The following is a 22,859-nucleotide window of genomic DNA, read 5'->3' on the forward strand; positions in this document are numbered from 1 at the left end:
TCGGCGAGCGGGTCGGTGAAGAAGCCCTCGGCGACCACCTCCTCATGGACGGCGTCGTCGATGCGGTCCTCGAAGGCCTCGGCCTCGTCCTCGTCCAGTTCCTCCATCTCGCGCCAGACCAGCGCCTCGACGCCCTCGCGGATGTCCCGGCGGCGGGCGTTCACGCGCTCCCGCCGGGCCTCGGCCCGGCGGGCCTCCTCCTCGCGGGCGTCGCGGGCAAGGTCGCGGGCCAGCCTGGCCTCCAGGGCGAGGCTTTGGCGGATGGAGCGGGACATGCGCTGGAACACCAGGGCCGCCCTCGCCCGCTCTTCGGGGCTCTCGGCCGCCTCGGCGTCCTGGGCGGCCTGGCGGGCGAGGCCCATGCCGAGCTCGGCGAGCTCGGCCAGGATGCGCGCGTGGCGCTCGGCCATGTCCGCAGGATCGAACATGAACAAAACGAGAACATAGAAACGACGGGAAAGCAAATGATTTCCGCTTCGCAGCGGACCCGGAAGGCCCGCATGGCCACGGAACAGCGCCAGCGCGGCCTGTGTCTTGCGGGTGGTCTGCGGCTTGGCGCCCAACGGGCGGGTCAGTAGCCGACCAGGGCCTCGGCGCGGCGGGTGGCGGCGGAGAGGCGGGCGGACCAGTCGGTGATGAGGGCGGCGATCTCGGCCTCGCCGGCGTCGGCGGGGACATGGAGGGGGCCTTCCCAGACCACCGCCCCGCGGCCGAAGGGAGCGGCGAACATCACCTTGTCCCAGGTGTCCTCGAGCCGCCAGGCGGGGCGGGCGGCGATGCCCATGAGGAACACCGGCTGGCCCGAGCGGCGGGCGATCTGCAGGGCGCCCGGCTGGATGACCTCATTGGGGCCGCGGGGACCGTCAGGGGTGACCACCAGGGCGCCGCCGCCGCCCACCCAGGCGGTGGCCTCGCGGATGGCGGCCACGGCGGCCCGGGCCTTGGCCGCATCGCCCTTCTTGGCCGAGGAGACGCGGATGGCCGGGAAGCCCGACATCTGCAGGGCCCGGGCGATGAACTCGCCGTCGGCGGAGGGCGAGACCATGCAGCGGGTGCGCTTGCGCCACCATTGCGGCGCGGTGGCCAGGCACAGGGGGATGCGGCCATGCCAGAAGAGGGCGATGGCCCCCCGGGAATCGTCGGCCAGGACGGGCTCCACCGCCTCGACGTTCTCGTGCCGCCAGCGCACCGTGCGCAGCACAAGGCGCAGATAGCCGCCCAGCAGCCAGCCCAGGATGGCCTGGACCCCATCGCTCCGCAGGATCTTCTTCAAGCCGGTTCGGCCTCGAGATGCTGGCTCCTGGCGAGGCGGGCGTAGAGCCCGCGCTTGCGGACCAGGCTGGCGTGATCGCCGGTCTCGACGATGCGGCCCTTGTCGATGACATAGATGCGGTCGGCCCCACGCACGGTGGAGAGGCGGTGGGCGATGAGCATGGTGGTGCGGCCGGCCATCAGGCGCGACAGCGCCGCCTGCACCTGGGCCTCGCTCTCGGTGTCGAGGGCGCTGGTGGCCTCGTCCAGCAGCAGGATGGGGGCGTCCTTGAGGAAGGCGCGGGCGATGGCGATGCGCTGGCGCTGGCCGCCCGAGAGACGCGCCCCGGCCTCGCCCACGGGGGTGTCGTAGCCGTCGGGCAGGGCCATGATGAAGTCGTGGGCGGCGGCGGCCCTGGCGGCGGCCTCCACCTGGGCCTGGGTGGCGCCGGGCCGGGCGTAGCAGATGTTGGCCCGGATGGTGTCGTCGAACAGGAACGGCTCCTGGGTGACGAGGGCGATCTGGTCGCGCAGGGAGGCGAGGGTGACGTCGCGCACGTCATGGCCGTCCACCGTCACCCGGCCGGAGGTGGCGTCGTAGAAGCGCGGGATCAGGTTGAGGATGGTGCTCTTGCCGCCGCCCGAGGGGCCGACCAGGGCGACGGTTTCGCCGCGGCGGGCCTCCAGGGTGACGTCGGAGAGGGTGGGCGCCCCGTCGGCGCCGTAGCTGAAGCCGACGTTCTCGAAGCGCACCGTGGCCTCGCCCGGCGGCAGGGCGGCGGCGCCGGGCTTCTCGCGGACCTCGGGCTCCACGTCGAGGGCGGCGAACAGGCGACGAGCGGCCGACAGGCCCTCGGCGAAGACGGTCTGCAGATTGGCGAGCTGGCGCAGGGACTGGGAGGCGACCCCCAAGGCGGCGATGAAGGCCACGAAGGCCCCCACGGTCATGCCGCCCTGCTGCGAACGCCAGCCGGCGTAGGCGATCACCGCGGCGGTGATCAGGGTCATCAGCAGCTCGGTGGCGGGGGCGGCCCGGGCCCGGGCGTTGGCCCCCTTGGTGAGATGCTTCTGGCGGCGGCGGACCACCTCGCTGACCCGGGCCTCCTCATAGGCCTCGCGGTTCTCCAGCTTGACCACGCGCACCCCGTCCAGGCTCTCCATGATGGCGGTGGAGAGGGCGGAGGTCTCGGCCATGGCTCCCTTGGCGGCCTTGGTGGTGCGCTTGGCGAACCGGCGCATGATCCAGCCGGCGGCGGGCAGGGCGACGATCAGCAGGATCGACAGGTTGCGGTCATTGGAGACCATGACCGTGATCGCCCCGATCACGATCAGCAGGTGCTGGGTGTAGTTGATGACTCCCGAGGTGGCCGCCTCGCGGATCAGGCCCGCGTCGTACAGCACTGAGGAGACGTAGGCGCCGGAGTGGCGGCTGCGCAGATGGGCGAGGTCGGCCCGCACCAGCTTGCCGAACAGCTGCACCTGGATGTCGCCGACCACGGCGTTGCCGATGCGGTTGACGAGGGTCGCCTGGGCCACCTGGGCCAGGGCCCGGGCCACGGCGTAGACGGCGATGGTCAGCGGCAGGACCAGCAGGGCGCCGGGCTTGTGGTTGACCATCAGGTCGTTCACCGCCGGCTCCAGGATCTGGACGAGGCGGGTGGTGAACCAGGCCGCGACGATCCCGGCGATCAGGGCGCCGGTCCAGGCCGGCCAGCGCGGGGCCAGATAGGCCCGGGCGACCCGCGCGGCCACGGCGCGGCCGGACAGCTCGGGCGGGGGGCTTTCGCTCATTGGCGTGGGGTCGGACGTTGTGCGGCGGGAGTCAAGCGCCGTGCGGTGCGGCTTCCTCTCCCGGGCGCGAGGCCCTACTTAGCGGCCATGAACGAACAGACGGTCCAGAACCCCTTCGACCTGACGACGCCGGGCGGGCGCCTGAAGGCCTATCTGGACTATCTGTGGAAGGACCACGCCTATCTGCGGCTGGGCTTTTCCAACGCCCACTGGATCTCGGAGGAGCTGGTCCGCACCAACCAGCCCTGGCCGCACCAGCTGGCGGCCTGGAAGGCGCGGGGGATCAAGACGGTGATCAACCTGCGGGGCGGGTTCGACGCCAGCTTCCACGCCCTGGAAAAGGACGCCTGCCAGCGCCTGGGCCTGACCATGGTGGACTTCACCATCACCTCGCGGGAGGTGCCCAGCGTGCAGCGGGTGCTGGGGGCCAAGCGCCTGTTCGAGACCATCGAATATCCGGCCCTGATGCACTGCAAGTCCGGCGCGGACCGGGCGGGCATCATGAGCGTGCTCTACATGCACTTCCGGAAGGGCAAGACCATCCGCGAGGCCATGGACCAGCTCCACCTGCGCTACCTGCACATCAAGCAGGGCAAGACCGGGGTGCTGGACTACACCTTCGAGCGCTACCTGGAGGAGGGCGAGCCGGCCGGCATGAGCTTCCTCGAATGGGTGCAGAGCCCGATGTACGACCCGGCGGGCATGAAGGCGAAGTTCCGCAGCCAGATGCTCGGCGCGCTGCTCACCGAACGGCTGCTGCGACGAGAGTAAGCGCCCGATTAAGTGTCATCTGGGCGACAGACGCGGCGGCTTGGCCGTGTCAGAATGGCCGCATGGAGGAGGCGTCGACCGTCGACACGGCCGAGGAGTACTGCGCCCTGCTCTGCGTCAGGGCGGATGGAGTCGTACCGTTCGTGGACCTGGAGGTCTGGACGGAGCTGGCCGATCTGAGGGAGCGGGCGAAGCGCCTGCTCCGGGAGCACCAGAGCTGCGACGCGGTCGAGGTGTGGCGTGGCGGGACGCTCCTCGACCGCATCGTGCGGGACTGAGCGCCTTAGCCGTCGCTGGCCGACGGCGAGAGCAGCTTGTGGGCGTGGATCACGAAATAGCGCATCAGGGCGTTGTCCACGGTCTCCTGGGCCTTGGCGCGCCAGGCGCGGACGGCTTCCTCGTAGGACGGGAAGGCGCCCACGAGGTCGATCTTGGAGAGGTCGCGGAACTGGGGCGGGCCTTCCAGGGATTTGAGCTCGCCGCCGATGACGAGGTGAAGGAGCTGTTGGTCGTCGGACATGATGTTCGGTTACGCTTCTTGAGCGACCCCAAGGGTCAGTTTGCGCTGCCGATATGCCGGACCCGGTCCAGGATCAATGGGGCGAGGGCCGGCGCGGCGCATACGAGGCTCGCCTGCACGGGCCGGGGGCGATTGTAGCGGAAAGCATGGCCAAGGTGGTCGCCCACGAAGGCGCCCGCCTCGGTGGCGATGAGGTCGGCGGCGGCCAGGTCCCAGTCGTGCTTGGCCACGGGGGCCACGGCGCAGTCGAAGTCCCCTGCGGCGACAAGACACATGCGGTAGGCGGTGGAATTGCGCTGCTCCACATGCATCTGCGGCCAGGGCACCGGCCAGCCGTCCCGGGTGAAGACCCGCGGGTCGCCGGCCATGCGGGCGTTCTCCAGGGCCTTGGCCGAGCCCACATGGATGGGGGCGCCGTCGAGGGTCGCCCCGCCGCCCAGGACCGCGGCGTAGGTCTCGCCCACTTCGGGGGCGTAGACGACCCCGGCCACCGGCCGGTCGCCGTCCACCACCGCCAGGGCCACGGACCACCAGGGCCGGTCGTTGAGGAAGGCGCGGGTGCCGTCGATGGGATCGACCACGAAGATCCGCCGCTGGTCCAGGCGCACGGGATCGTCGGCGGTCTCTTCGGACAGCCAGCCGTAGTTGGGGCGGGCGGTGAGCAGGCGCTCCTTCAGCAGCCGGTCGGCGGCCAGGTCGGCGTTGGTCACCGGCGAGCCGCCGGCCTTGTAATCGATCTCCAGCCCCCGGCGGCGCAGGCGCTCGGCCAGTTCGCCCGCCTCGCGGGCCGCGTCCAGAAGAAGGGCGAGGTCGTCCAGGATCAGCGCCCCGCGATGGCCAGGCCGTCGACCAGCAGCGACGGGGCGTTGGTGGCGCCGCGGAACTCCAGGTCGGAGCCCGGGATCAGACGGCCGTAGATGTCGATGAGGTTGCCGGCGACGGTGATCTCGCTCACCGGATAGGCGATCTCGCCGTCCTCGAACCAGAAGCCCGCGCAGCCCACCGACCAGTCGCCGGTGTTGCCGTTGAGCGAGGGGCCGAACATCGAGGTGATGAGGAGGCCCTTGCCGGCGTCCTTCATCAGGCCCTGGAGGTCCTTTTCCCCCGGCTGGAGGGTGAGGTTGGACGGAGAGACGCCCGGCGGGCCGGCGAGGCCGCGGGAGGCGTGACCGGTGGTGGTCAGGCCGAGCTGCCGGGCCGAGGCCGAGTTGAGCAGCCAGGTGGTCAGCACCCCGGCGTCGATCAGGTTGCGGCGGGCGTTGCGCACGCCCTCGTCGTCGAACGGCGTGGAGCCGAGGCCGCGGGGCCGGTGCGGATCGTCGGTGACGGTCACGTGCGGGCCGAACACCGGCCGGCCCAGCCTGTCCTTCAGGAACGAGGTGCCGCGGGCGATGGCCGGACCCGAGATGGCGCCGACCAGCGGGCCGAGCAGCGAGGCGGCCAGGCGGTTCTCGAAGATCACCGGGGCGGTGGTGGAGGCGATCTTGCGGGCCCCCAGGCGCGCGGCGGCCCGCCGGCCGGCCTCGGCGCCGAGGGATTCGGGCGAGGGCAGGTCGGCCTCCCAGCGGGTGGAGCGGCCGTCGTATCCGACCTCCATGCCGCTTTCGTCGCCGGCGATGGCCGAGGCGCCGATGGAGAAGCCCGACGCGCGGTGGACGCCGGTGAAGCCGCCGCTGGTGACGATCACCCAGCGGGACGAGGACCAGGAACTGCTGCCGCCGTCGGAATTGGTGACCTTGGGCTGGGCGCGGGCGGCGGCCTCGGCGGCGCGGGCCCGGGCCTCCAGGGTCTCGGGGCTGGGCTCGGTGGGATCATAGAGGTCGAGGTCGGGCAGTTCGCCCCGGGCCAGCATCTCGGGGTCGGCGAGGCCGGCGTAGGGGTCCTCGGGGGCGAGCCTGGCCATGGCCACGGCCCGCTCCACCAGCCGGGCGCGGGCCTCGGGGGAGATGTCGGAGCCGGAGACGGCGGCCTGCCGCCGGCCGACGAAGACCCGCAGGCCCAGGTCCCGGGATTCCTCGCGCTCCACCTCCTCGAGGTCGCCCTCGCGGACGCTGACGGAGAGGCTGCGCCGTTCGGCGCCCACGGCTTCGGCCGCGTCGGCCCCGGCCTTGAGCGCGGCGGTCACGACGTCGTTCAGCAGGTTCTCGTCCATCCCGGCCATATGGCCGACCGGGGGCCGCGGAACAAGCTCAGGGGATGGCGTAGAACAGCAGGGCCGCGCCCACGGCCACATAGGCGATCCAGGTGGCCAGGGTTCCGAGGGCCCGGGGCGGGGTGGCGCCGCTGCTGCGAGAGATGCCCACGGCGTGCAGCACCCGGCCGGTGAACAGCACCAGGCCAATGGGGTGGATCAGCAGCGGCGGGGCGCCGGCCAGGGCCAGGACGGCGAGGCCGGCGAGGGCGGGCGGCACATACTCCGTGGCGTTGCCGAAGGCGCGGATGGCCTGGCCGAGCGCCGGCACGCCGCCGTCGCCCAGGGAGACGTGATGCTTGCGCCGCTGGCGGGTGACCAGCACCGCCAGCACCAGCAGCAGGAAGATGTGCAGGCCGGCCCAGAGGGCGACCGCGTGCGCGGATGCGGTGACGTCCATGGCCTTGTCCAGTTCCCCCCGTTCCCCAGTCCAGCTGGCCCGGTCCCGTTTGCGCGCGCCTCGGCTAGTCCACCGGCTTGCCGTCGCCGGGCAGGCCGAGCTTAGCCCACTTCTCGGTGACGGTCTCGACCACCTGCGGGTCCATGAACAGCTTCTCGCCCCATTCGCGCCGGGTCTCCGGGGGCCACTTGTTGGTGGCGTCGAGGCCGATCTTGGAGCCGAGGCCGCTCTCGGGCGAGGCGAAGTCCAGATAGTCGATGGGGGTGTTCTCGATCACCGTGATGTCCCGGGCCGGGTCCATGCGGGTGGAGATGGCCCACATCACGTCCTTCCAGTCGCGGGCGTCGATGTCGTCGTCCACGACGATCACCCACTTGGTGTACATGAACTGGCGCAGGTAGCTCCAGACGCCCATGAGCACGCGCTTGGCGTGGCCGGGGTAGGCCTTCTTCATGGACACCACCGCGATCCGGTAGCTGCAGCCCTCGGGGGGCAGCCAGAAGTCCACGATCTCGGGGAACTGCTGGCGGATCAGCGGGATGAACACCTCGTTGAGCGCCTCGCCCAGGACGCTGGGCTCGTCCGGCGGGCGGCCGGTGAAGGTGGTCAGGTAGATCGGGTCCTTCCGCATGGTGATGGCGGTGACCTCGAACACCGGGAAGCGCTCGACGGAATTGTAGTAGCCGGTGTGGTCGCCGTAGGGGCCCTCGTCGGCGTAGTCGTCCAGGTGGACGTGGCCCTCCAGCACGATCTCGGCCTGGGCCGGGACCATGAGCGGCACCGTCCTGGCGGGGACGAGGTCGAGCTTGGCGCCGCGCAGCAGGCCGGCGAACTGGTACTCGCTGAGGGTGTCGGGCACCGGGGTGACGGCGGCGAGGATGGTCCCGGGATCGGCCCCGATCACCGCGCAGGCGGGCAGCGGCTCGCGCCGGCCCTCGGCCTTCCAGCGGCGGTGGTGCTGGGCGCCGCCCCGGTGGGCCAGCCAGCGCATGATGGTGCGGTTCTTGCCCAGCACCTGCATCCGGTAGATGCCGAGGTTGTAGTCGTCCTCCCGGGCCTCGGACGGGCCCTTGGTGACCACCAGCGGCCAGGTGATCAGCGGCGCGGGCTCGCCGGGCCAGCAGGTCTGGATCGGCAGCCTGGCGAGGTCGATGTCGTCGCCGGTGAGCACCACCTCCTGCACGGGGGCCTTCTTCACCGTGGCCGGGCGCATCCCCAGCACGGTCTTGGCCAGGGGCAGCATGTCCCAGGCGTCTTTCAGACTCCGGGGCGGCTCGGGCTGGCGCAGGAAGGCCAGGAGCTCGCCCACCTCGCGCAGCTCGGCGGCGGTGGTGCGCGACTTGCCCTCGAGGGTGACTCCCATGGCCACCCGCCTGACCGTGCCGAACAGGTTGACGAGGGCCGGCATGGACGAACGCTCGCCGTCGGCGCGGATGACATTCTCGAACAGCACCGCCGGGCCGCCCACCGCCAGCAGCCGGCGCTGGATCTCGGTCATCTCCAGGACGGAGGAGACGGGCTCGGTGACGCGGACCAGCTCGCCCGCGGCCTCCAGGGTCTCAAGGAACTCGCGCAGCGATCGGTAAGCCATCAGTCCTCCATCCGGGCCGGGGATTTACCCGCCGGGCCGGGCGGGGTCCAGAACGGCGGCCGCGGCTACTCCACCCGGCGGATGCGGGTGATGCGGACCGGGCGGACCAGCATCTCGCCCTTCATGGCGCCGGTCCCGGCGTTGGGATCGACGGGCTTGCCGAGGATCTTCTGGGCGACGTCGAGGCCCTCGATCACCCGGCCGAAGGCGGCGAAGCCCGGGGTCTTCTTCGGGTCCTTGGGATCGGCGTCGAGATAGTCCTGGTCGCCGATGACGATGAACCAGTCGGCCTGGGCGGTGCCGGGGGCGTGGCGGCCCATGGAGATGGTCCCGTTCACATGCTTGAGGCCGGTCTGGGTGGTGGGCTCGTGGGCCACCGGCGGCAGCACCTTCCTGGGATCGTTCTGCAGCCCGCCCTGGATCACCCCGTAGTCGTTGGGGGCGTAGCCCGGCGGCTTGGAGGCCCGGTAGAAGCTGGCGCCGTCGAACAGGCCCCGGTCCACGTACTTCAGATAGTTGGCCACGGTCTTCGGCGCCTTGTCGGCGTAAAGCTCGAGGACGATGGCGCCCTCGGCGGTCTCGATGCGGACCCTGGGATTGGCCGGCGCCGCGGCGGGCGGTTCAGCCGCCGTCTCGCCCGAGGCGGGCGCGGGCGCGGGCGCGGGGGCGGGCGCCTGGGCGCGGGCGACGGCGGCGAGGCCGAGGGCGGCGGCGAGGCCGAGGACGGAGCGGCGGATCAGCATGGCGCCGACCTTAGGCGGGGCCGCGGCGGCGGGCCAGAGGGTCCCGGCGCGGCCGCGGGCGCGGAAATCCGGCCAAATCGACAGGCGGGGGGCCAAAATGACGCAACGGGCGAAGGCGGATTAGGCCCTCGTTCACGGTGCAGCTTGTTGTATGGGAGCGCCGCCCATGCCGCCCCGTGTTCGCGTCCACATTCCAAGGCTCGTCGCCCTGATCCTGGCGGCGGCGTTCTGCGCCGGAGTCTGGGCGCTGGTGATCCTCGGCGTGCGCCGCCTGCTGGCCTAGCCGCCGCGGGCGGCCGCGGCGGCTCAGATCAGGCTCTGCAGCAGCCAGGCGACGAGGGCGGTGAGGAGGCTGCCCGTCAGGGCCCCGCGCACGAAGGCGCCGTGGCGTTCCCACCAGATCCGACGGGCGCGCATCCTTTGCGCGCGATCGAGCCTGCGTCTTTGCATCTGCCCTCCGACGGGATGTCTCTACCCGGCCCGAGCGCTGAGGAAAACCGCGGCGAACGGACGCTAGGGGGCCTCGGCGATCCCGACCATGGTTTTCAGCCAGCCGCCGGCCATGGCCTTGCGCCGGGCGCTGTTGGCCTCGCGCTGGTCGGCAGGGATCGAGGCCTGGTCGAAGAACAGGGTGTAGACGATCCTGGAGCTGCGGGCGTCCACCGGCCGGACCTCCACCGTGCCGTGGTAGAGGATCTTCGGATCGACGTCGGCGTAGGTGTAGGAGAGCGGGGTGCGGGCCACGATCACCTCCTCCACCCGGCCGGCGATGCGGCGCACGGCGCCCAGCTCGCGGTCGGCGCCCTGGGTGATCTCGCAGGTGGTGTTCAGCCAAGCCCCGATGTCGCAATAGCCGCCGACCTTCTGCCAGACCGTCTCGGCCGGGGCGTTCACCGCCGCCTCCTGGACGATGGAGACATAGTCCCCGGCCACGGCGGCGGCCGGCAGGGCGGCGGGCGCGGCGGCCAGGGCCGCGGCGAGCATCAGGCGCTTCATCAGTTTCCCCCTCGGTTTTTCGAATATGCGGTTCGGGGAACACTGTGGGCCATGCCGCGACCGTAGCCAAGCCGTAGCGTGGGGGAAGCGGTCAAAGGGTGCGAACCGAGCCAAGTCCCGCCCGCGGAGCTGGGCCCAAAGGCCGCCCGCCTCAATCGTTCCGCGGGACGATTTCGAAGCGGAGGATGCGGGGGTCTTCGCAGAGGCGTTCGGCGAGGGCGCGGGTCTGGACGCTGCTGGGGCCCCGGAGGGTGGCGCCGAGCTCGATGGCGCCGCCGGCGCCCACCAGCTTGTGCCGGACGGCCCGGGGCTTGAGCTTCAGCTCGCCCATCAGCCGGTGGAAGTCGTCCTCGGGGAACGCCGCCTCGCGCCGGTAGCGGACGGTGACGTCGATGATGCTGCTGGCGGGCAGGCGCTCGTCGATCCAGCGGAAAGCCACGAGGACGACGATGGTGGCCGCCGTACCGCTGACGGCCAGGCCGAAGGACGAGACGCCGTAGAGCGTGCCGAGTGCCGAGGTGGTCCAGAGGGAGGCGGCGGTGGTGAGGCCGTGGACCGAGAGCCCCTGGCGGAAGATCACCCCGCCGCAGAGGAAGCCGATGCCGGTGAGGATGCCGTGGGCCATCCGCACCGGGTCGATGCGGATGATCTCATGGGAGATGGTGGGCACCCAGTCGGTCTGGTGGACCGCGGCCAGCATCAGCAGGGCCGAGGTGAGGGCGACGAGGGTGTGGGTGCGCAGGCCCGCCGGATGACCCCGGGACTCGCGCTCGATGCCGATCAGCGTCCCGGCCAGGGCCGCTCCCGCCACCGGCAGGACGTAGCGGACGATATCGAGCTGGCTGAAGTCCATGCGCAGGCTCCCTGGCCGGGAGGATAGCGCAGAGCGCCGCCGTCCGTTTCCGGATCAGAGGAGGGCGGGCAGGACCCAGAGGACGAGCAGCAGGATCACCACCCCGGCCAGGATCAGCCCGGCGCGGGGGTTGGAGCCGAGGACGCCCTGCGGGTCGCCCCGGCCGGCCACCCGGGGCGGGCGGGGCGGCGGCTGGCGGCGGGCCTGTTCGCGCGCCTTGCGGTAGCGGCGAAGGTCGGTGACCCGCGGATCGTCCTCGGGGCGCCTGGCCATCAGCCCGCCAGCTTCTCGAGCTCTTCGGCGGCGATGTCGGCGTTGAAGTAGACGTTCTGCACGTCGTCTTCGTCTTCCAGGGCGTCGACCAGCTTCATGAGGCTGGCCACCGCATCGCCGGTCACCGGGGTGAGGGTCTTGGGCCGCCAGGCGAGGCTGGTGGACTTGGCCGGCCCGAGCACGGCCTCCAGAGCCTGGGCGACCTCGCTGAGGGCGTCGAAGGCGGTCCAGACGGTGTGGCCGTCCTCGTCGGACTCCACGTCGTCGGCGCCGGCCTCGATGGCCGCTTCCATCACCTTGTCCTCGGAGCCGGCCTCGGGCGGATAGACGATCTGGCCCAGGCGGTCCCACATGAAGGCCACCGAGTTGGTTTCGCCGAGGTTGCCGCCGTGCTTGGAGAAGATCGCCCGCACATTGGCGGCGGCGCGGTTGCGGTTGTCGGTGAGGGCCTCGACGATGACGCCGACGCCGCCGGGGCCGAAGCCCTCGTAGCGGATGGCCTCATAGGTCTCGGCGTCGGCGCCGGACGCCTTCTTGATGGCCCGCTCGATGTTTTCCTTGGGCATGGACTCGGCCTTGGCGTTGGCCACGGCCAGGCGCAGGCGCGGGTTCATGTCGGGGTCGGGCAGGCCGGACTTGGCCGCCACGGTGATTTCGCGGGAGAGCTTGGAGAACAGCTTGGAACGGGCGGCGTCGGCGCGGCCCTTCCGGTGCATGATGTTCTTGAATTTGGAATGTCCGGCCATGGTCCGTGGATCAGCTTCGGAATGGAAAGTCGGCTGGCTTCTACCCCGAAGGCCCCGCCTCGCGGAACCCCCGCCGGATGCAAGGGTTAGGCGTGGCAGCGCAGCCGGGAGTTCGCCATGACCGTGCCCACCGACGAGAGGCTTTACGAGGAGCCGACCGGCGAGATCGTCCACTGGATGCAGGCCGGGCCGCAGCGGGCCGTGCCGGCGGCCGCGGCGGCGGCGGCGACCACGGCCTTCCTGCTGGGCGTGGCGGCCACGATCGGCGGCCTGATGCTGTGGCGCTACCTCGCCCCCCGGAAGGAGGGCCTGCCGCCCTGGCGCTGGGGGCGGGGCCCCCTGCACTAGCGGCCGCCTGCCCTGGAGGGGGCGGACTAGAGGCCGGCGATGGCCTTGCCGCAGGCGGCGGTCTCCTCGGGCGACAGGCCCTGGCGGAGCTGGATGCGGCGGATCTCAAGGTCCTCGTCGGCGTAGGGCCAGTAGCGGATCGTCCGCTTGCGGCCGCGCGTGTCGGCGACGACCGCCGTGACCTGGCGGCTGGGATCGCCGGGGGTGAGCTGCAGGCTTTCCAGCTTCATGCCGTTGCGCAGGCCGCCCATCCAGGCCGGGCCGTTGCGGACCACGCCACGGACGGTGCGGGCGGCCAGGGAGCCCTGATGGTCGAAGCCGGCGTCGAAACCGTGGGTGATGGTGGTGACGGCCTGGAGGCAGCCGCCGAACATGGACTCGGGCGGATCGACCCGGTCGCGGCCGGCCACGTGGCGGGCCAAGTCCTCGCGCAGATTGAGCTGGGCCGCGCCCCAGGCGGCGTTCAGGAGGCGGTCCTGGAAGCCGGTGGTCTCGTCCGGGAACTGGGCCTTGCGGTCGAAGGCGGCCTTGAGGACGTCGTCGAGATCCTGACCGGCGCCGCGCTCGCGCAGGGCCTCGTCCCAGCGCAGGGCCAGCAGCAGGGCCCGGGCCGCGCCGGGCGCGGCCGGAGCCGCGTCATGGGCCTTGAGGGCGGCGTCGAATTCGTGGGCGGCGTCCTCCGGCGTGGCCAGGCCCGCCCGCAGCCGGGCGCGGATGGCCAGGAAGTCGCCGAGCCCCTGGGCGATCCAGCCGGACTGGGGCTCGGGGGCGGACGGCGGGGCGGCGAGGGTCCAGACCCAGACCCGCATCCGCTCGCTGGCGAGGCCCGCGGCCTGCTCGGGCGGGGCGTCCTTGGCCGCCGGCAGGATCACCGACAGGTATGGATCGGGCGGCGCGGCCGGCGGCGCGACCTCGGGGGTCGAGGCGCAGGCGGCGGCGAGGAGGGCGAGGGCGGGAACGAGGCGACGCATGGGGCGCACCTTAGCCTGCGTCGCGGCGGAAATGCGTCATGGCCGGCGCTCCTTGCTCCCGCTTCTCTCCCTGCTCCGGGCGGCTCAGCGCTTCTTGCGGACCACCGGGTGAGAGGTGGACAGGCCCCCGTCCACGGCGATCGTCTGGCCGTTGACGTAGGAGGACTCGTCCGAGGCCAGGAACAGGCCGGCGTTGGCGATCTCCATGGGGACGCCGTAACGGGTGAGCGGATTGAGCTGGCCGATCTTGTCCTCGGTGCCGCGGGCCCGGGCGCCGTCGAAGATGGGCTTGGTCATGCCGGTCTCGATGAGGCCGGGGGCGATGGCGTTGACCCGCACGCCGGTGCCGTAGAGCTCGTTGCAGGCGGTCTGGACGAGGCTGATGACCCCGGCCTTAGAGGCCGAGTAGGCGGCGCCGCCCGCGCCCGAGCGGATGCCGGCCACCGAGGCGGTGCAGATGATCGAGCCGCGGCCGTTGGGGATCATGGCCGCCGAGGCGTGCTTCACCCCCAGGAACGCGCCGATGAGGTTCACCCGCAGGATCTCGGCCCAGTAGTCGGGGGTCGCCTCGTGCAGGGGCAGGAAGCCGCCCGAGATGCCGGCGTTGGCCCAGAAGACGTCGAGGCCGCCGAACTCGGACTGGGCCTTGGCCACCAGGCTCTGGACGAAGGCCTCGTCGCCCGCATCGCCCTTCAGGGCCACCACCTTGCCGCCGGCCTTGGCCACCTCGTCGGCGGTTTCGGACAGGGCGTCGGCGCGGTCGGCGATGACCAGGCTGGCGCCCTCGGCGGCGAACAGGTTGGCGGCGGCGCGGCCGATGCCGCTGGCGGCGCCGGTGATGACGGCCGTGCGGCCTTGCAGGCGAGCCATGAAGTTCCCTTTCAAACGACTGTTTGAGGCAGGGATGGCACGGCGCGGCGGCGCGGGCAAGCGCGCCCGGCCAGGCCGCGGGGCCGGGCGGTTCAGCGCGGGCGGGCGAGCAGGCCCGAGGCGTAGCCGACGGTGACGGCGGCGAAACGGGACCTGCCGTTCTGGCCGTGGAATTCCTCGGTCCGCCAGACGTTGGAATAGGTGAGGCGCAGGCGCCAGATGCGGGCCACCACCCCGGCCTGGACCTCCTGCACCCAGGGGCGGCGCTCCACCCGGCGGGAGTCGCGGAAGGTGTTGCCGTCGAGGAAGATGTCCCGGGCGACGCCCTTGGTCTCGGCGCCGGCGTAGGCGTACCAGGCGAAGTCGCGGGCGGGGCCGAAGAAGGACGAGCCGCTGGGGGCGGGGCGGATGCGCGGCGGTCCGTAGTCTTCGGCCAGGTGCGTGCCGACCCGCACGGTGGCGCCGAGGCCGGCCGAGACCTGGACGGTGCCGGCGGCGACATTGACCGCCGGGGTGACGTCGACGCTGATCCCCTCGGTGCGCTCGGGGCGGCCGTCCTGGCCGGCGCGGAACACGGGCCACAGCTCGATAGGCCGCCAGCGCCGCTCGCCATAGACCACGAAGGCCAGCTCGTCCTTGAGCTGATAGTCCCAGCCCTTGGCCTCGGGGATGTGGTTCACCCGCTTGTGCCAGGTGTTCTGCGCGAAGTGGCCGAGGGCCGAGGGGCCGACCATGCCCACCTGCAGCTGCAGGCTGTCGAGCTGCTTCTCGGAATAGGTCATGACCTCGCCCCCCACATAGAGCCAGCCGGCGTAGGGGCGGTCATTGGGATCGGGGTCGACGCGGGTGAGGTCCTCCGGGGTGTAGATGCTCTGGCCGAGCACGAAGCCGCCCCGGAAGCGGGCCTCGGGATCCATGAACGGCAGGCGGCGGGCGCGGCCGGCGATGGGCGAACTGCGCGAGGGCGTGAGCACGTTCAGCTGCAGACCCTGGGTGTAGTAGCGATCGTCGTTGGGGCCGGGGATGAAGAACTCGTTCTCCATCTGCAGGGTGGCGACCCAGTCGTCGGCCTTGTTGGCGTCCTGGGCGCGGGCCGGCGCGGCCGCCGCCAGCCCCGTGGCGAGGGCCGCGAGCGCGCAGAACCGCAAGGCCGGACCCATGCTTCCCCCGCAACGAACTCCGAAAGGACCCAGGCGAGGATTTAGGCCAAGCTCCGCGCCCTGCGCCAGACGGCGCTTTCAGGCTTCCCTGGTCACGAAGGCGCGGATGGCGGCGATGATCCGGTCCTGCACGTCCGGCTCGAGATAGGCGTGCATGGGCAGGCTGATCACCCGGCCGGCCTTGGCCTCGGTGACCGGCAGGCCGCCGGGCTGGGGATAGTCGCGGTAGGGCGGCTGGCGGTGCAGCGGCAGGGGATAATAGACGGCCGTGGGGACGCCCTGTTCGCGCAGGGCCGCGGCGAGGCCGTCGCGGTTGTCGGTCTCGATGGTGTACTGGGCCCAGACGCTGACCCCGCCGTCGATGACCCGGGGCGTGGTCACCACGTCGGAAAGGCCCTCGGCGTAGCGGGCGGCGACGCGGTTCCGGGCCTCGATCTCGTCGGCGAAGATGGTGAGCTTCTGCAGCAGGACGGCGGCCTGGATGGTGTCCATGCGGCTGTTCAGGCCGATCCGCATGTTCATGTACTTGGGGTCGTGGTCGAAGACCCGGCCCTCGAGGTCGGACTTCACCGCCTGGCCGTGGACCCGCAGGGAGACCAGCAGGTCGTGCAGGCGGGCGTCCTTGCTGAGCACCGCCCCGCCGTCGCCGTAGCAGCCGAGGGGCTTGGCCGGGAAGAAGCTGGTGGTGGTGACGTCGGCCCAGTGGATCGGATGCCGGCCGTGGAGGGTGCAGCCGAAGCCCTGGGCGCTGTCGGCGATGAGCTTCAGGCCGTGGGCCTCGGCGATGGCGGCGATGGCCGGGTACTCGGCGGGCTGGCCGAAGAGGTCGACGGCGATGATCGCCCTGGGGGTGAGCCTGCCCTCGGCCTTCACCGCCTGGATGGCGGCCTCGAGGCGGGCGGGGTCGAGGTTGTAGGTGTCGGGCAGGATGTCCACGAACACCGGCGAGGCGCCCACCAGCGGCACGGCCTCGGCGGTGGCGGCGAAGGTGAAGGCCGGGCAGAAGACGGCGTCGCCGGGGCCGATCCCGAAGGCCATCAGCGGCAGCACCAGGGCGTCGGTGCCCGAGGCGCAGGCGAGGGCGTGGGGAGCCTGGCCGAAGGCGGCGAGCTCGGCCTCCAGCTGGGCGATCTCCGGGCCCATGATGTAGGCGCCCGAATGGACCACCTTGAGGATGGCGTCCTCCAGCGGCTGACCGAGGCGGGCGCGCTGGGCCTGAAGGTCGATGAACGGAATCATGGCGCGTGAATGCCACTGCGGCGCTGCGCCAACAAAACACGGATGGTGACGGTGTGTTTCCCCCCCGGCGCGTGGGGGCGCGTGGGGGGCGCGTGGGGAAACGCGCCTCCCCCGCCGGGCGGGGAAGGCGCGCAGGATGACTACGGCTTGGCGACCTCGCCGCCCTTCATGACGAAGGACACCTGGCGCAGGACGTTCACGTCGGCCAGCGGGTCGCCCTTCACGGCGATGATGTCGGCGGCCTTGCCGGGGGCGAGGGAGCCGATCTCGTCGGAGAGGTCGAAGTGGGCGGCGGCGTTGACCGTGGCGGCCTGGATGGCCTCCAGCGGGGTGAGGCCCGCCTGGACCAGCAGGGCGAACTCGCCGGCGTTGTCGCCGTGGGCGGAGACGCCGGTGTCGGTGCCGAAGGCGATCTTGACCCCGGCCTTGTGGGCGCGGCGGGTCATGTCGAGCATCAGCGGGCCGGCCTGCAGGGCCTTGGCGGTCTGGGCCGGGGTGAAGAAGTTGTTCGGGCTCTTGGCGATGCCCACCACGAAGTCGCCGGCCATCAGGGTCGGGATCAGATAGGCGCCGTTCTTCTTCATCAGGGCGATGCCCTCGGCGTCGAGCCAGGTGCCGTGCTCGATGGAATCGCCGCCGGCCTTCAGGAAGCTCTTGATGCCGTCGCCGCCGTGGGCGTGGGCGGTGACCTTGCGGCCCATGCGGTGGGCGGCGTCGACGATGGCCTCGAGCTCGGCCTCGGAGAACTGCTGGCCGAGGCCCGCGGCGGTGTTGGAGAGCACCCCGCCGGTGGCGGTGATCTTGATGATGTCGGCGCCCTTCCAGACCTGCTCGCGCACGGCCCGGCGGCAGTCGTCGGCGCCCGAGCACACCGAGCCGGGGCGCAGGACGTGCATGACGTCCTCGCTGTAGCCGTTCACGTCGCCGTGGCCCCCGTGGACCGAGATGGCCGAGCCGGCGGCGATGATCCGCGGGCCGGGGACGTCGCCGGCGGCGATGGCCCGGCGCAGGGCGAAGACCGCCTGGTTCTCGCCGCCGAGGTCGGCGACGGTGGTGAAGCCGGCCATCAGGGTGCGGCGGGCGTAGCGGGCGCCAGCCATGGCCTGGTCGGCGGAGGACTGGGTCACCTCGTCGAGGCGCGAGGTCGGGCCCTGCTGGCCAGTGATGTGGACGTGGCTGTCGATCAGGCCCGGCAGGACGAAGCTGTCCTTCAGGTCGACCACCTTGCCGCCCGGCTCGGCCGCATAGCCGTCGACCACGCGCACGATGCGGCCGTTCTGGACCACCAGGGTCTTCTCGGTCTCGACCTTGCCGCTGGCCGGGTCGAGCAGGACGCGTCCGGCCTGGACGAAGGTGAGCTGGGACGTCTGGGCCGGGGCGGCGGAGACGAGCAGGGCGGCGGCGAGCGCGCCCAGGACGAATTTCTTCAAGGTTGAACCCCCAACGCTACGAGGGGGCGGATTTAACGACCGGCGTCCGCCAAGGCCAAGCCCGGAAACGGGCGGGAGTCAGGCCTTGCGGAACACCCAGAGGTCGCCGGTCCCGCCGAGGTCCTGGGGCGGGCGGTCGAGGGCAAGGCCGGCCGCCTCGGCCAGGGGGCGGGGATCGGCCATCCAGTAGGTCAGTTTCTCGGCCGAGCTGTGGACGGGGCGGCCGGCGGGATCGAGCACCAGATATTCGATCACCTGCTCCAGCCGGGCGGGCGCCTCGCGGAAGCTGCGCGACTGAACGCGCAGGACCAGGCGGCGGCCGTCGGGCAGCGGCCGGCTGAACACCGGCGCGTTGGGATCGGCCGGGGGCAGGCTGCGCATGATCTCGAGCCGGGGCAGGTGGAAGGCGGCCAGGCCCCCGGGCGGCAGGTGCCGGGCCGCCACGGCGAAGGTGTTGCGCCACGCCGCGCCCGCCGGAACGTGGGCGAGGGTGAAGAAGGGGCAGATGACGGCGTCGAAGAGGCGCTTCAGGTCGAGGGCCGCCATGTCGCCGCGGCGCAGGGTGATGCGGGCGGCGACGTCCTCGGGCAGGGCCGAGCGCCGGGCCTCGGCCCGGGCGAGCATGGCGGGGGACAGGTCGATCCCCGTCACCAAGACGCCGCGCTCGGCCAAGGCCTGGCTGACCCGGCCAGTGCCGGCGCCTAGCTCCAGGACCGTCCCGCCCGGCGGGACGAGGCCGGCGTAGAAGTCCACGTCGCCCGCCAGGGAGGCGTCGGCGGCGGTGATCTCGTCGTAGAAGGCGGCGCTGAGGGCGCCGTCGGCGTAGTACGGCCGCACCCTGGCCACGTCCTGGCGCCTCCCGAAGCACTGCAGTTGCGCAGGGGGAATGGACGCCACACGTTGCGCAAGATCAAGGACGGGATCACATACTCATCGGCCAGGTTCGTGACCTGGCCTTGATGGGGAGCCCAATGACCAGCCTTTTCCGCCGCATCGCCCGTGCGGTCCTGATCGTGGCCGCGCCGCTGGCGCTCGCCGCCTGCGGGATCAACACCATCCCGACCAAGGAAGAGACCGCCAAGGCGCGCTGGGCCGACGTCCAGAGCCAGTATCAGCGGCGGGCCGACCTGATCCCGAACCTGGTGGCGACCGTGAAGGGCTATGCGGCCCAGGAGAGCAGCGTGCTGGTGGCCGTGACCCAGGCCCGCGCCGGCATCGTCAACACCCCGTCCGGCCCCGAGATCACCCAGGACCCGGCGGCCTTCCAGCGCTATGCCGCGGCCCAGAACCAGCTGTCGATGGCCCTGGTGCCCTTCCGGGTGCTGCAGGAGCAGTATCCGGACCTGAAGTCGAACGCCAATTTCATGGCCCTGCAGAGCCAGCTGGAAGGCACCGAGAATCGCATCGCCGTGGCGCGGCGCGACTACAACGAGGCCGTCCGCGACTACAACACCAGCCTGCGGACCTTCCCGACGGTGCTGTGGGCCAAGACCATCCATTCGGGCTCCAAGCCCATGCAGCTGTTCGAGGCCACGGCCGCGGCCCAGTCGGCGCCCACGGTGGACTTCTCGGCCCCGCCCGCGCCGGCGACGACGCCCGGATCGGCCCCGCCGCAATGAGCCTGCTTTCGGGGGCGCGGGGACTCGTCCTCGCGCTCCTCCTTGTCCTGGTCCCGGCGGCGGCGATCGCCCAGCCGAGGTTCCCGCCGCTCACCGGCCGGGTGGTGGACAACGCCGGCCTCCTCTCGCCCGAGGCCGAGCGGAAGCTGGACCAGGAGCTGGCCCAGCTGGAGGCCTCCACGGGGCGGCAGCTGGTGGTGGCCACCCTGCCGGACCTGCAGGGCTACGAGATCGAGGACTACGGCTACCAGCTCGGCCGCGCCTGGGGCGTGGGCTCGCGGGAGCGCAACGACGGCGCCCTGCTGATCGTCGCCCCGAACGAACGCAAGGTGCGGATCGAGGTGGGCTATGGCCTGGAGGGCGTGCTCACCGACGCCCTGTCGAGCATCATCATCCAGACCGCCATCCTGCCGGCGTTCCGGAGCGGGAACTACGAGCAGGGCATCCTGGCGGGAACCGATGAGCTGGTGCGCCAGCTGTCGCTGCCTGACGAGGAGGCGCGGGCCAAGGTCGCCGAGGCGGCGCAGGCCCAGGCCGCCCGGGGCGCGAGCGACGGCGGCTCGGCGATCCCGGTGATCTTCGTCATCCTCATCATCTTCTGGGTGCTGGGCGGGCTGATGGGGGCCTTCGGACGGCGCGGCCGCGGCCGGCGCCGCGGCGACCTGTGGTGGCTGCTGCCGATCCTGCTGTCGAGCGGAGGCCGCCATCACGGCGGCGGCGGTGGCGGCGGCTGGGGCGGCGGCGGCTTCTCTGGCGGCGGCGGGTCGTTCGGGGGCGGCGGATCCTCGGGGAGCTGGTGAGATGAGCAAGCCGCTGCTGAGCCCTTCAGACCTCGAGGCCATCGAGGCCGCTGTGGTGGAGGCCGAGGCCCGGACCACGGGCGAGATCTACTGCGTGGCCGCCGAGGAGAGCTCGGACTATCGCGAGACGCCCATCGCCTGGGCGGCGGGGGTGGCCCTGCTGGGGCCGGCGCTCCTGCTGCTGGCGGGAGTGCATGTGCAGGCGCCCGACCTGCTGGGCGGCTGGACCGCGGCCCAGGCGGCGGGGGCGGCCGAGGCGGCGGCCCGGCGGGCTCTGATCGGGGCGGTGCTGCTGCAGGGGGTGCTGTTCGTGGCGACCCTGGCCCTGGTCTCGATCGGGCCGGTCCGGCGGGCGCTGACGCCCCGGGCCCTGAAGCGCGACCGGGTGCTGCGCCGGGCCCAGGAGCAGTTCGTGGCCAAGAACCTGCACGCCACCCGGGAGCGGACCGGCGTGCTGATCTATGTCTCGTTCGCCGAGCACATGGCGGAGCTGATCGCCGACGAGGGCATCGCCGGCCAGGTGGACCCCCAGGTGTGGGAGCGGGCCATGGCCGCGCTCACGGCGGGGCTGAAGCGCGGCGAACCGGCGGAGGGCTTCCGAGCGGCCATCGGCCTTTGCGCCGAGGTGCTGGCCGAACGATTCCCCGCCCGGCCTGGCGACAATCCCAATGAACTTCCGGATGCGGTTACGGTTCTGCCCAACCTGTAGTCGCGAGAAAAGACGGCTTTCTTAACTTTGTGGGGCTTGCGGGCGCCCCCGGCAGGGTCAACGATGCCCTGTCCGCGGCCCACGCAGACCCACGTCTGCGCTAGGCCCAGGCCAGCCGTTGGGGGCGCGATTGGATGAAGGCGGGACGGGATGGGTGTCGGCCACGCCGTCTTTCATTGAGACGGCCGACCTTCTGCAACTGGGCATGGCCTACAAGCTGGTCACGGCCAAGGACGCTTCCGAACGCCGCTTCGTCGCCGTGGGCCGCCTGTGCCGGGACCTAACGGGGCTCGCCCCGGAAGAGGTGATCGACGACGCCGCCCGGCTCTATGCGCGCATCCTCCCCGAGCATCGGGAGGCCCTGGAGCGGGCCGAGGCCCAGGCCGCCGCCGCCCTGTCGCGCTTCGGGATCGAGGTGCGGATGCTGGACGCGGCCGGGGGCGTCGCCTGGCGGCGCGTCACCTCCACGCCCACGGCCCGGCCGGACGGGACCATCGTCTGGGACGGGCTGATGATGGACATCACCCCCCTGCGCCGGGCGGCCGAGACCCTGGAGGCCCAGCGCCACCGGCTGGAGGCGGCAGTGGAGGCTACGGGCCTGGGCTTCTGGGAATGGGACGTGCGCGGCGGCCAGGTCACCTGGTCCGAACGCAACGCCGAGCTGTTCGGCCTGCCGCCCGAGCGGGTGACCATGCCCATCGAGCGCTACGGCGCCCTCGTCCACCCCGAGGACCGGGCCCGGGTGCGCGAGGCTTATGAGCGGGCCCGGGACGGAGCCGGGCGCGACTTCGTGGTGGACCATCGCACCGCCCATCAGCCGGGCGGCGCCGCCCGCTGGGTCCAGGCCCGGGGGCGGGTGGCCAAGGACGAGGGCGGCGTGGCCCTGGTGGTGGGCACGACCCTGGACATCAGCGAGCGCAAGGCCACCGAGGAGCGCCGCGCCCTGCTGCTGGGCGAGCTGGCCCACCGGGGCAAGAACGGCATCCAGGTGATGATGGGCATCGTCAACCAGACGGCCCGGGGCGTCGCCAGCGTCGCCGAGTTCGAGGAGGTGCTGCTGTCGCGGCTGCAGGCGATGGCCGACAGCCAGGACCTGGTGACCGCCTCGGGCGGCCTGCCGGTGCGGCTGCGGGACGTGCTGCAGACCACCCTGACCCCGTTCGACGAGGCGCGCTTCGAACTGGCGGGGCCGGAAGTGGTGACCATCGGCGGCGACGTGGCGGTGGCCCTGGCCCTCCTGTTGCACGAGTTCTCGACCAATGCGGTGAAGTACGGGGCTCTGTCGGCGCCGGCGGGGCGGGTGCGGCTCAGCTGGTCGGCCCCGGAAGCGGGACAGACGGTGCTGGAGTGGACCGAGGCGGGCGGGCCGCCGGTGGCGTCCAGCGAGCGCAAGGGATTCGGCAGCCGGCTGATCGAGGTGGGGCTGCGCGCCCAGGGCGGGATGGTGGAGCCGGCCTTCGATCGCGAGGGCGTGCGGGTGCGGATGCGCTTCCCCGTCGCCGCGCAGGGGACGGGGCTCTAGGCCGCCCAGGAGGCGCAGCGCCCCTCACGAGCGCAGGATCTTTTCGTAACTTCGGTCCGCAACCT

General features: G+C 72.1%; 26 protein-coding genes. 7 read left to right on the top strand and 19 right to left on the bottom strand.

Translation table 11 applies throughout. The features are described 5' to 3' along the window. The 3 genes from BO64_RS11620 to BO64_RS11630 all read right to left on the bottom strand — a co-directional run. The coding region (locus BO64_RS11620) for a hypothetical protein (RefSeq protein WP_496403470.1) at positions 1-410 on the bottom strand (410 nt) is incomplete at its 3' end. A gap of 161 nt (positions 411-571) precedes the next feature. After that, on the bottom strand, positions 572-1,273 hold the full coding sequence (locus BO64_RS11625) for a lysophospholipid acyltransferase family protein (protein ID WP_496403471.1): 702 nt from the start codon (positions 1,271-1,273) through the stop codon (positions 572-574). Then, the gene (locus BO64_RS11630) at positions 1,270-3,042 is read right to left on the bottom strand and encodes an ABC transporter ATP-binding protein (RefSeq protein WP_496403472.1); all 1,773 of its coding nucleotides are present in this window, start codon (positions 3,040-3,042) and stop codon (positions 1,270-1,272) included. Before BO64_RS11630 ends, BO64_RS11625 begins: the two co-directional genes overlap by 4 nt. A gap of 87 nt (positions 3,043-3,129) precedes the next feature. On the opposite strand from BO64_RS11630, the gene BO64_RS11635 reads away from it, so the two are divergent. After that, positions 3,130-3,813: a fused DSP-PTPase phosphatase/NAD kinase-like protein gene (locus tag BO64_RS11635; RefSeq protein WP_496403473.1), complete on the top strand. Its 684-nt coding sequence runs from the start codon at positions 3,130-3,132 to the stop codon at positions 3,811-3,813. 62 nt (positions 3,814-3,875) lie between these two features. After that, positions 3,876-4,091 (top strand): hypothetical protein, encoded by a 216-nt coding sequence (locus tag BO64_RS11640; protein WP_496403474.1) that lies wholly within the window; start codon positions 3,876-3,878, stop codon positions 4,089-4,091. A gap of 5 nt (positions 4,092-4,096) precedes the next feature. Here BO64_RS11640 and BO64_RS11645 read toward each other — a convergent pair whose 3' ends face one another. The 10 genes from BO64_RS11645 to BO64_RS11690 form a co-directional block, all read right to left on the bottom strand. Further along, a complete protein-coding gene (locus BO64_RS11645) occupies positions 4,097-4,333 on the bottom strand; it encodes a DUF4170 domain-containing protein (RefSeq protein WP_496403475.1) in 237 nt (78 codons plus the stop codon). Between the two features lie 35 nt (positions 4,334-4,368). Beyond that, positions 4,369-5,151 (bottom strand): 3'(2'),5'-bisphosphate nucleotidase CysQ, encoded by a 783-nt coding sequence (locus BO64_RS11650; protein ID WP_496403674.1) that lies wholly within the window; start codon positions 5,149-5,151, stop codon positions 4,369-4,371. Positions 5,152-5,153: 2 nt separating this feature from the next. After that, positions 5,154-6,485: a TldD/PmbA family protein gene (locus BO64_RS11655; protein ID WP_496403476.1), complete on the bottom strand. Its 1,332-nt coding sequence runs from the start codon at positions 6,483-6,485 to the stop codon at positions 5,154-5,156. Between the two features lie 37 nt (positions 6,486-6,522). Next, positions 6,523-6,924 (bottom strand): MAPEG family protein, encoded by a 402-nt coding sequence (locus BO64_RS11660; protein ID WP_496403477.1) that lies wholly within the window; start codon positions 6,922-6,924, stop codon positions 6,523-6,525. A 64-nt stretch (positions 6,925-6,988) separates the two neighbouring features. After that, on the bottom strand, positions 6,989-8,515 hold the full coding sequence (locus BO64_RS11665; protein WP_496403478.1) for a UbiD family decarboxylase: 1,527 nt from the start codon (positions 8,513-8,515) through the stop codon (positions 6,989-6,991). A gap of 65 nt (positions 8,516-8,580) precedes the next feature. Beyond that, positions 8,581-9,258: a peptidylprolyl isomerase gene (locus BO64_RS11670; protein ID WP_496403479.1), complete on the bottom strand. Its 678-nt coding sequence runs from the start codon at positions 9,256-9,258 to the stop codon at positions 8,581-8,583. A 513-nt stretch (positions 9,259-9,771) separates the two neighbouring features. Next, entirely contained in the window at positions 9,772-10,254 is a 483-nt protein-coding gene (locus BO64_RS11675; RefSeq protein WP_496403480.1) for an SRPBCC family protein, read from the bottom strand. Positions 10,255-10,405: 151 nt separating this feature from the next. Continuing rightward, positions 10,406-11,107 (bottom strand): MgtC/SapB family protein, encoded by a 702-nt coding sequence (locus BO64_RS11680; protein ID WP_496403481.1) that lies wholly within the window; start codon positions 11,105-11,107, stop codon positions 10,406-10,408. A 54-nt stretch (positions 11,108-11,161) separates the two neighbouring features. Continuing rightward, entirely contained in the window at positions 11,162-11,380 is a 219-nt protein-coding gene (locus BO64_RS11685; protein ID WP_496403482.1) for a hypothetical protein, read from the bottom strand. After that, positions 11,380-12,126 (bottom strand): YebC/PmpR family DNA-binding transcriptional regulator, encoded by a 747-nt coding sequence (locus BO64_RS11690; RefSeq protein WP_496403483.1) that lies wholly within the window; start codon positions 12,124-12,126, stop codon positions 11,380-11,382. Before BO64_RS11690 ends, BO64_RS11685 begins: the two co-directional genes overlap by 1 nt. Positions 12,127-12,243: 117 nt before the next feature. Here BO64_RS11690 and BO64_RS11695 point away from each other — a divergent pair, with 117 nt between their 5' ends. Further along, the gene (locus BO64_RS11695) at positions 12,244-12,474 is read left to right on the top strand and encodes a hypothetical protein (RefSeq protein ID WP_496403484.1); all 231 of its coding nucleotides are present in this window, start codon (positions 12,244-12,246) and stop codon (positions 12,472-12,474) included. Between the two features lie 26 nt (positions 12,475-12,500). Here BO64_RS11695 and BO64_RS11700 read toward each other — a convergent pair whose 3' ends face one another. The 6 genes from BO64_RS11700 to BO64_RS11725 all read right to left on the bottom strand — a co-directional run bounded on the left by BO64_RS11700 (position 12,501) and on the right by BO64_RS11725 (position 18,990). Then, positions 12,501-13,445, bottom strand: a complete 945-nt coding sequence (locus tag BO64_RS11700; RefSeq protein ID WP_496403485.1) for a hypothetical protein — start codon at positions 13,443-13,445, stop codon at positions 12,501-12,503. An 84-nt stretch (positions 13,446-13,529) separates the two neighbouring features. Then, a complete protein-coding gene (locus BO64_RS11705; protein ID WP_496403486.1) occupies positions 13,530-14,315 on the bottom strand; it encodes an SDR family NAD(P)-dependent oxidoreductase in 786 nt (261 codons plus the stop codon). A 92-nt stretch (positions 14,316-14,407) separates the two neighbouring features. Then, positions 14,408-15,475 carry a lipid A deacylase LpxR family protein gene (locus tag BO64_RS11710; protein ID WP_496403487.1) on the bottom strand — a complete coding sequence of 356 codons (1,068 nt, stop codon included), beginning with the start codon at positions 15,473-15,475 and terminating at the stop codon, positions 14,408-14,410. Between the two features lie 78 nt (positions 15,476-15,553). After that, on the bottom strand, positions 15,554-16,714 hold the full coding sequence (locus BO64_RS11715) for a DegT/DnrJ/EryC1/StrS family aminotransferase (RefSeq protein WP_496403488.1): 1,161 nt from the start codon (positions 16,712-16,714) through the stop codon (positions 15,554-15,556). A gap of 140 nt (positions 16,715-16,854) precedes the next feature. Next, entirely contained in the window at positions 16,855-18,129 is a 1,275-nt protein-coding gene (locus BO64_RS11720) for a metal-dependent hydrolase family protein (RefSeq protein ID WP_496403675.1), read from the bottom strand. 93 nt (positions 18,130-18,222) lie between these two features. Further along, positions 18,223-18,990 (bottom strand): SAM-dependent methyltransferase, encoded by a 768-nt coding sequence (locus BO64_RS11725; protein ID WP_496403489.1) that lies wholly within the window; start codon positions 18,988-18,990, stop codon positions 18,223-18,225. Positions 18,991-19,115: 125 nt separating this feature from the next. Here BO64_RS11725 and BO64_RS11730 point away from each other — a divergent pair, with 125 nt between their 5' ends. From BO64_RS11730 to BO64_RS11745, 4 genes are all read left to right on the top strand, one after another. Then, positions 19,116-19,763 (top strand): LemA family protein, encoded by a 648-nt coding sequence (locus tag BO64_RS11730; protein WP_496403490.1) that lies wholly within the window; start codon positions 19,116-19,118, stop codon positions 19,761-19,763. Next, positions 19,760-20,563: a TPM domain-containing protein gene (locus tag BO64_RS11735; RefSeq protein ID WP_496403491.1), complete on the top strand. Its 804-nt coding sequence runs from the start codon at positions 19,760-19,762 to the stop codon at positions 20,561-20,563. The genes BO64_RS11730 and BO64_RS11735 overlap by 4 nt, the downstream gene beginning before the upstream one ends. Before the next feature lies 1 nt (position 20,564). Next, a complete protein-coding gene (locus BO64_RS11740) occupies positions 20,565-21,272 on the top strand; it encodes a TPM domain-containing protein (RefSeq protein ID WP_496403492.1) in 708 nt (235 codons plus the stop codon). Between the two features lie 154 nt (positions 21,273-21,426). Next, complete coding sequence (locus BO64_RS11745) at positions 21,427-22,794, top strand: sensor histidine kinase (RefSeq protein WP_496403493.1); 1,368 nt, start codon at positions 21,427-21,429, stop codon at positions 22,792-22,794. Positions 22,795-22,859 lie beyond the last annotated feature (65 nt).

The sequence above is a fragment of the Phenylobacterium composti DSM 19425 genome, assembly GCF_059568645.1.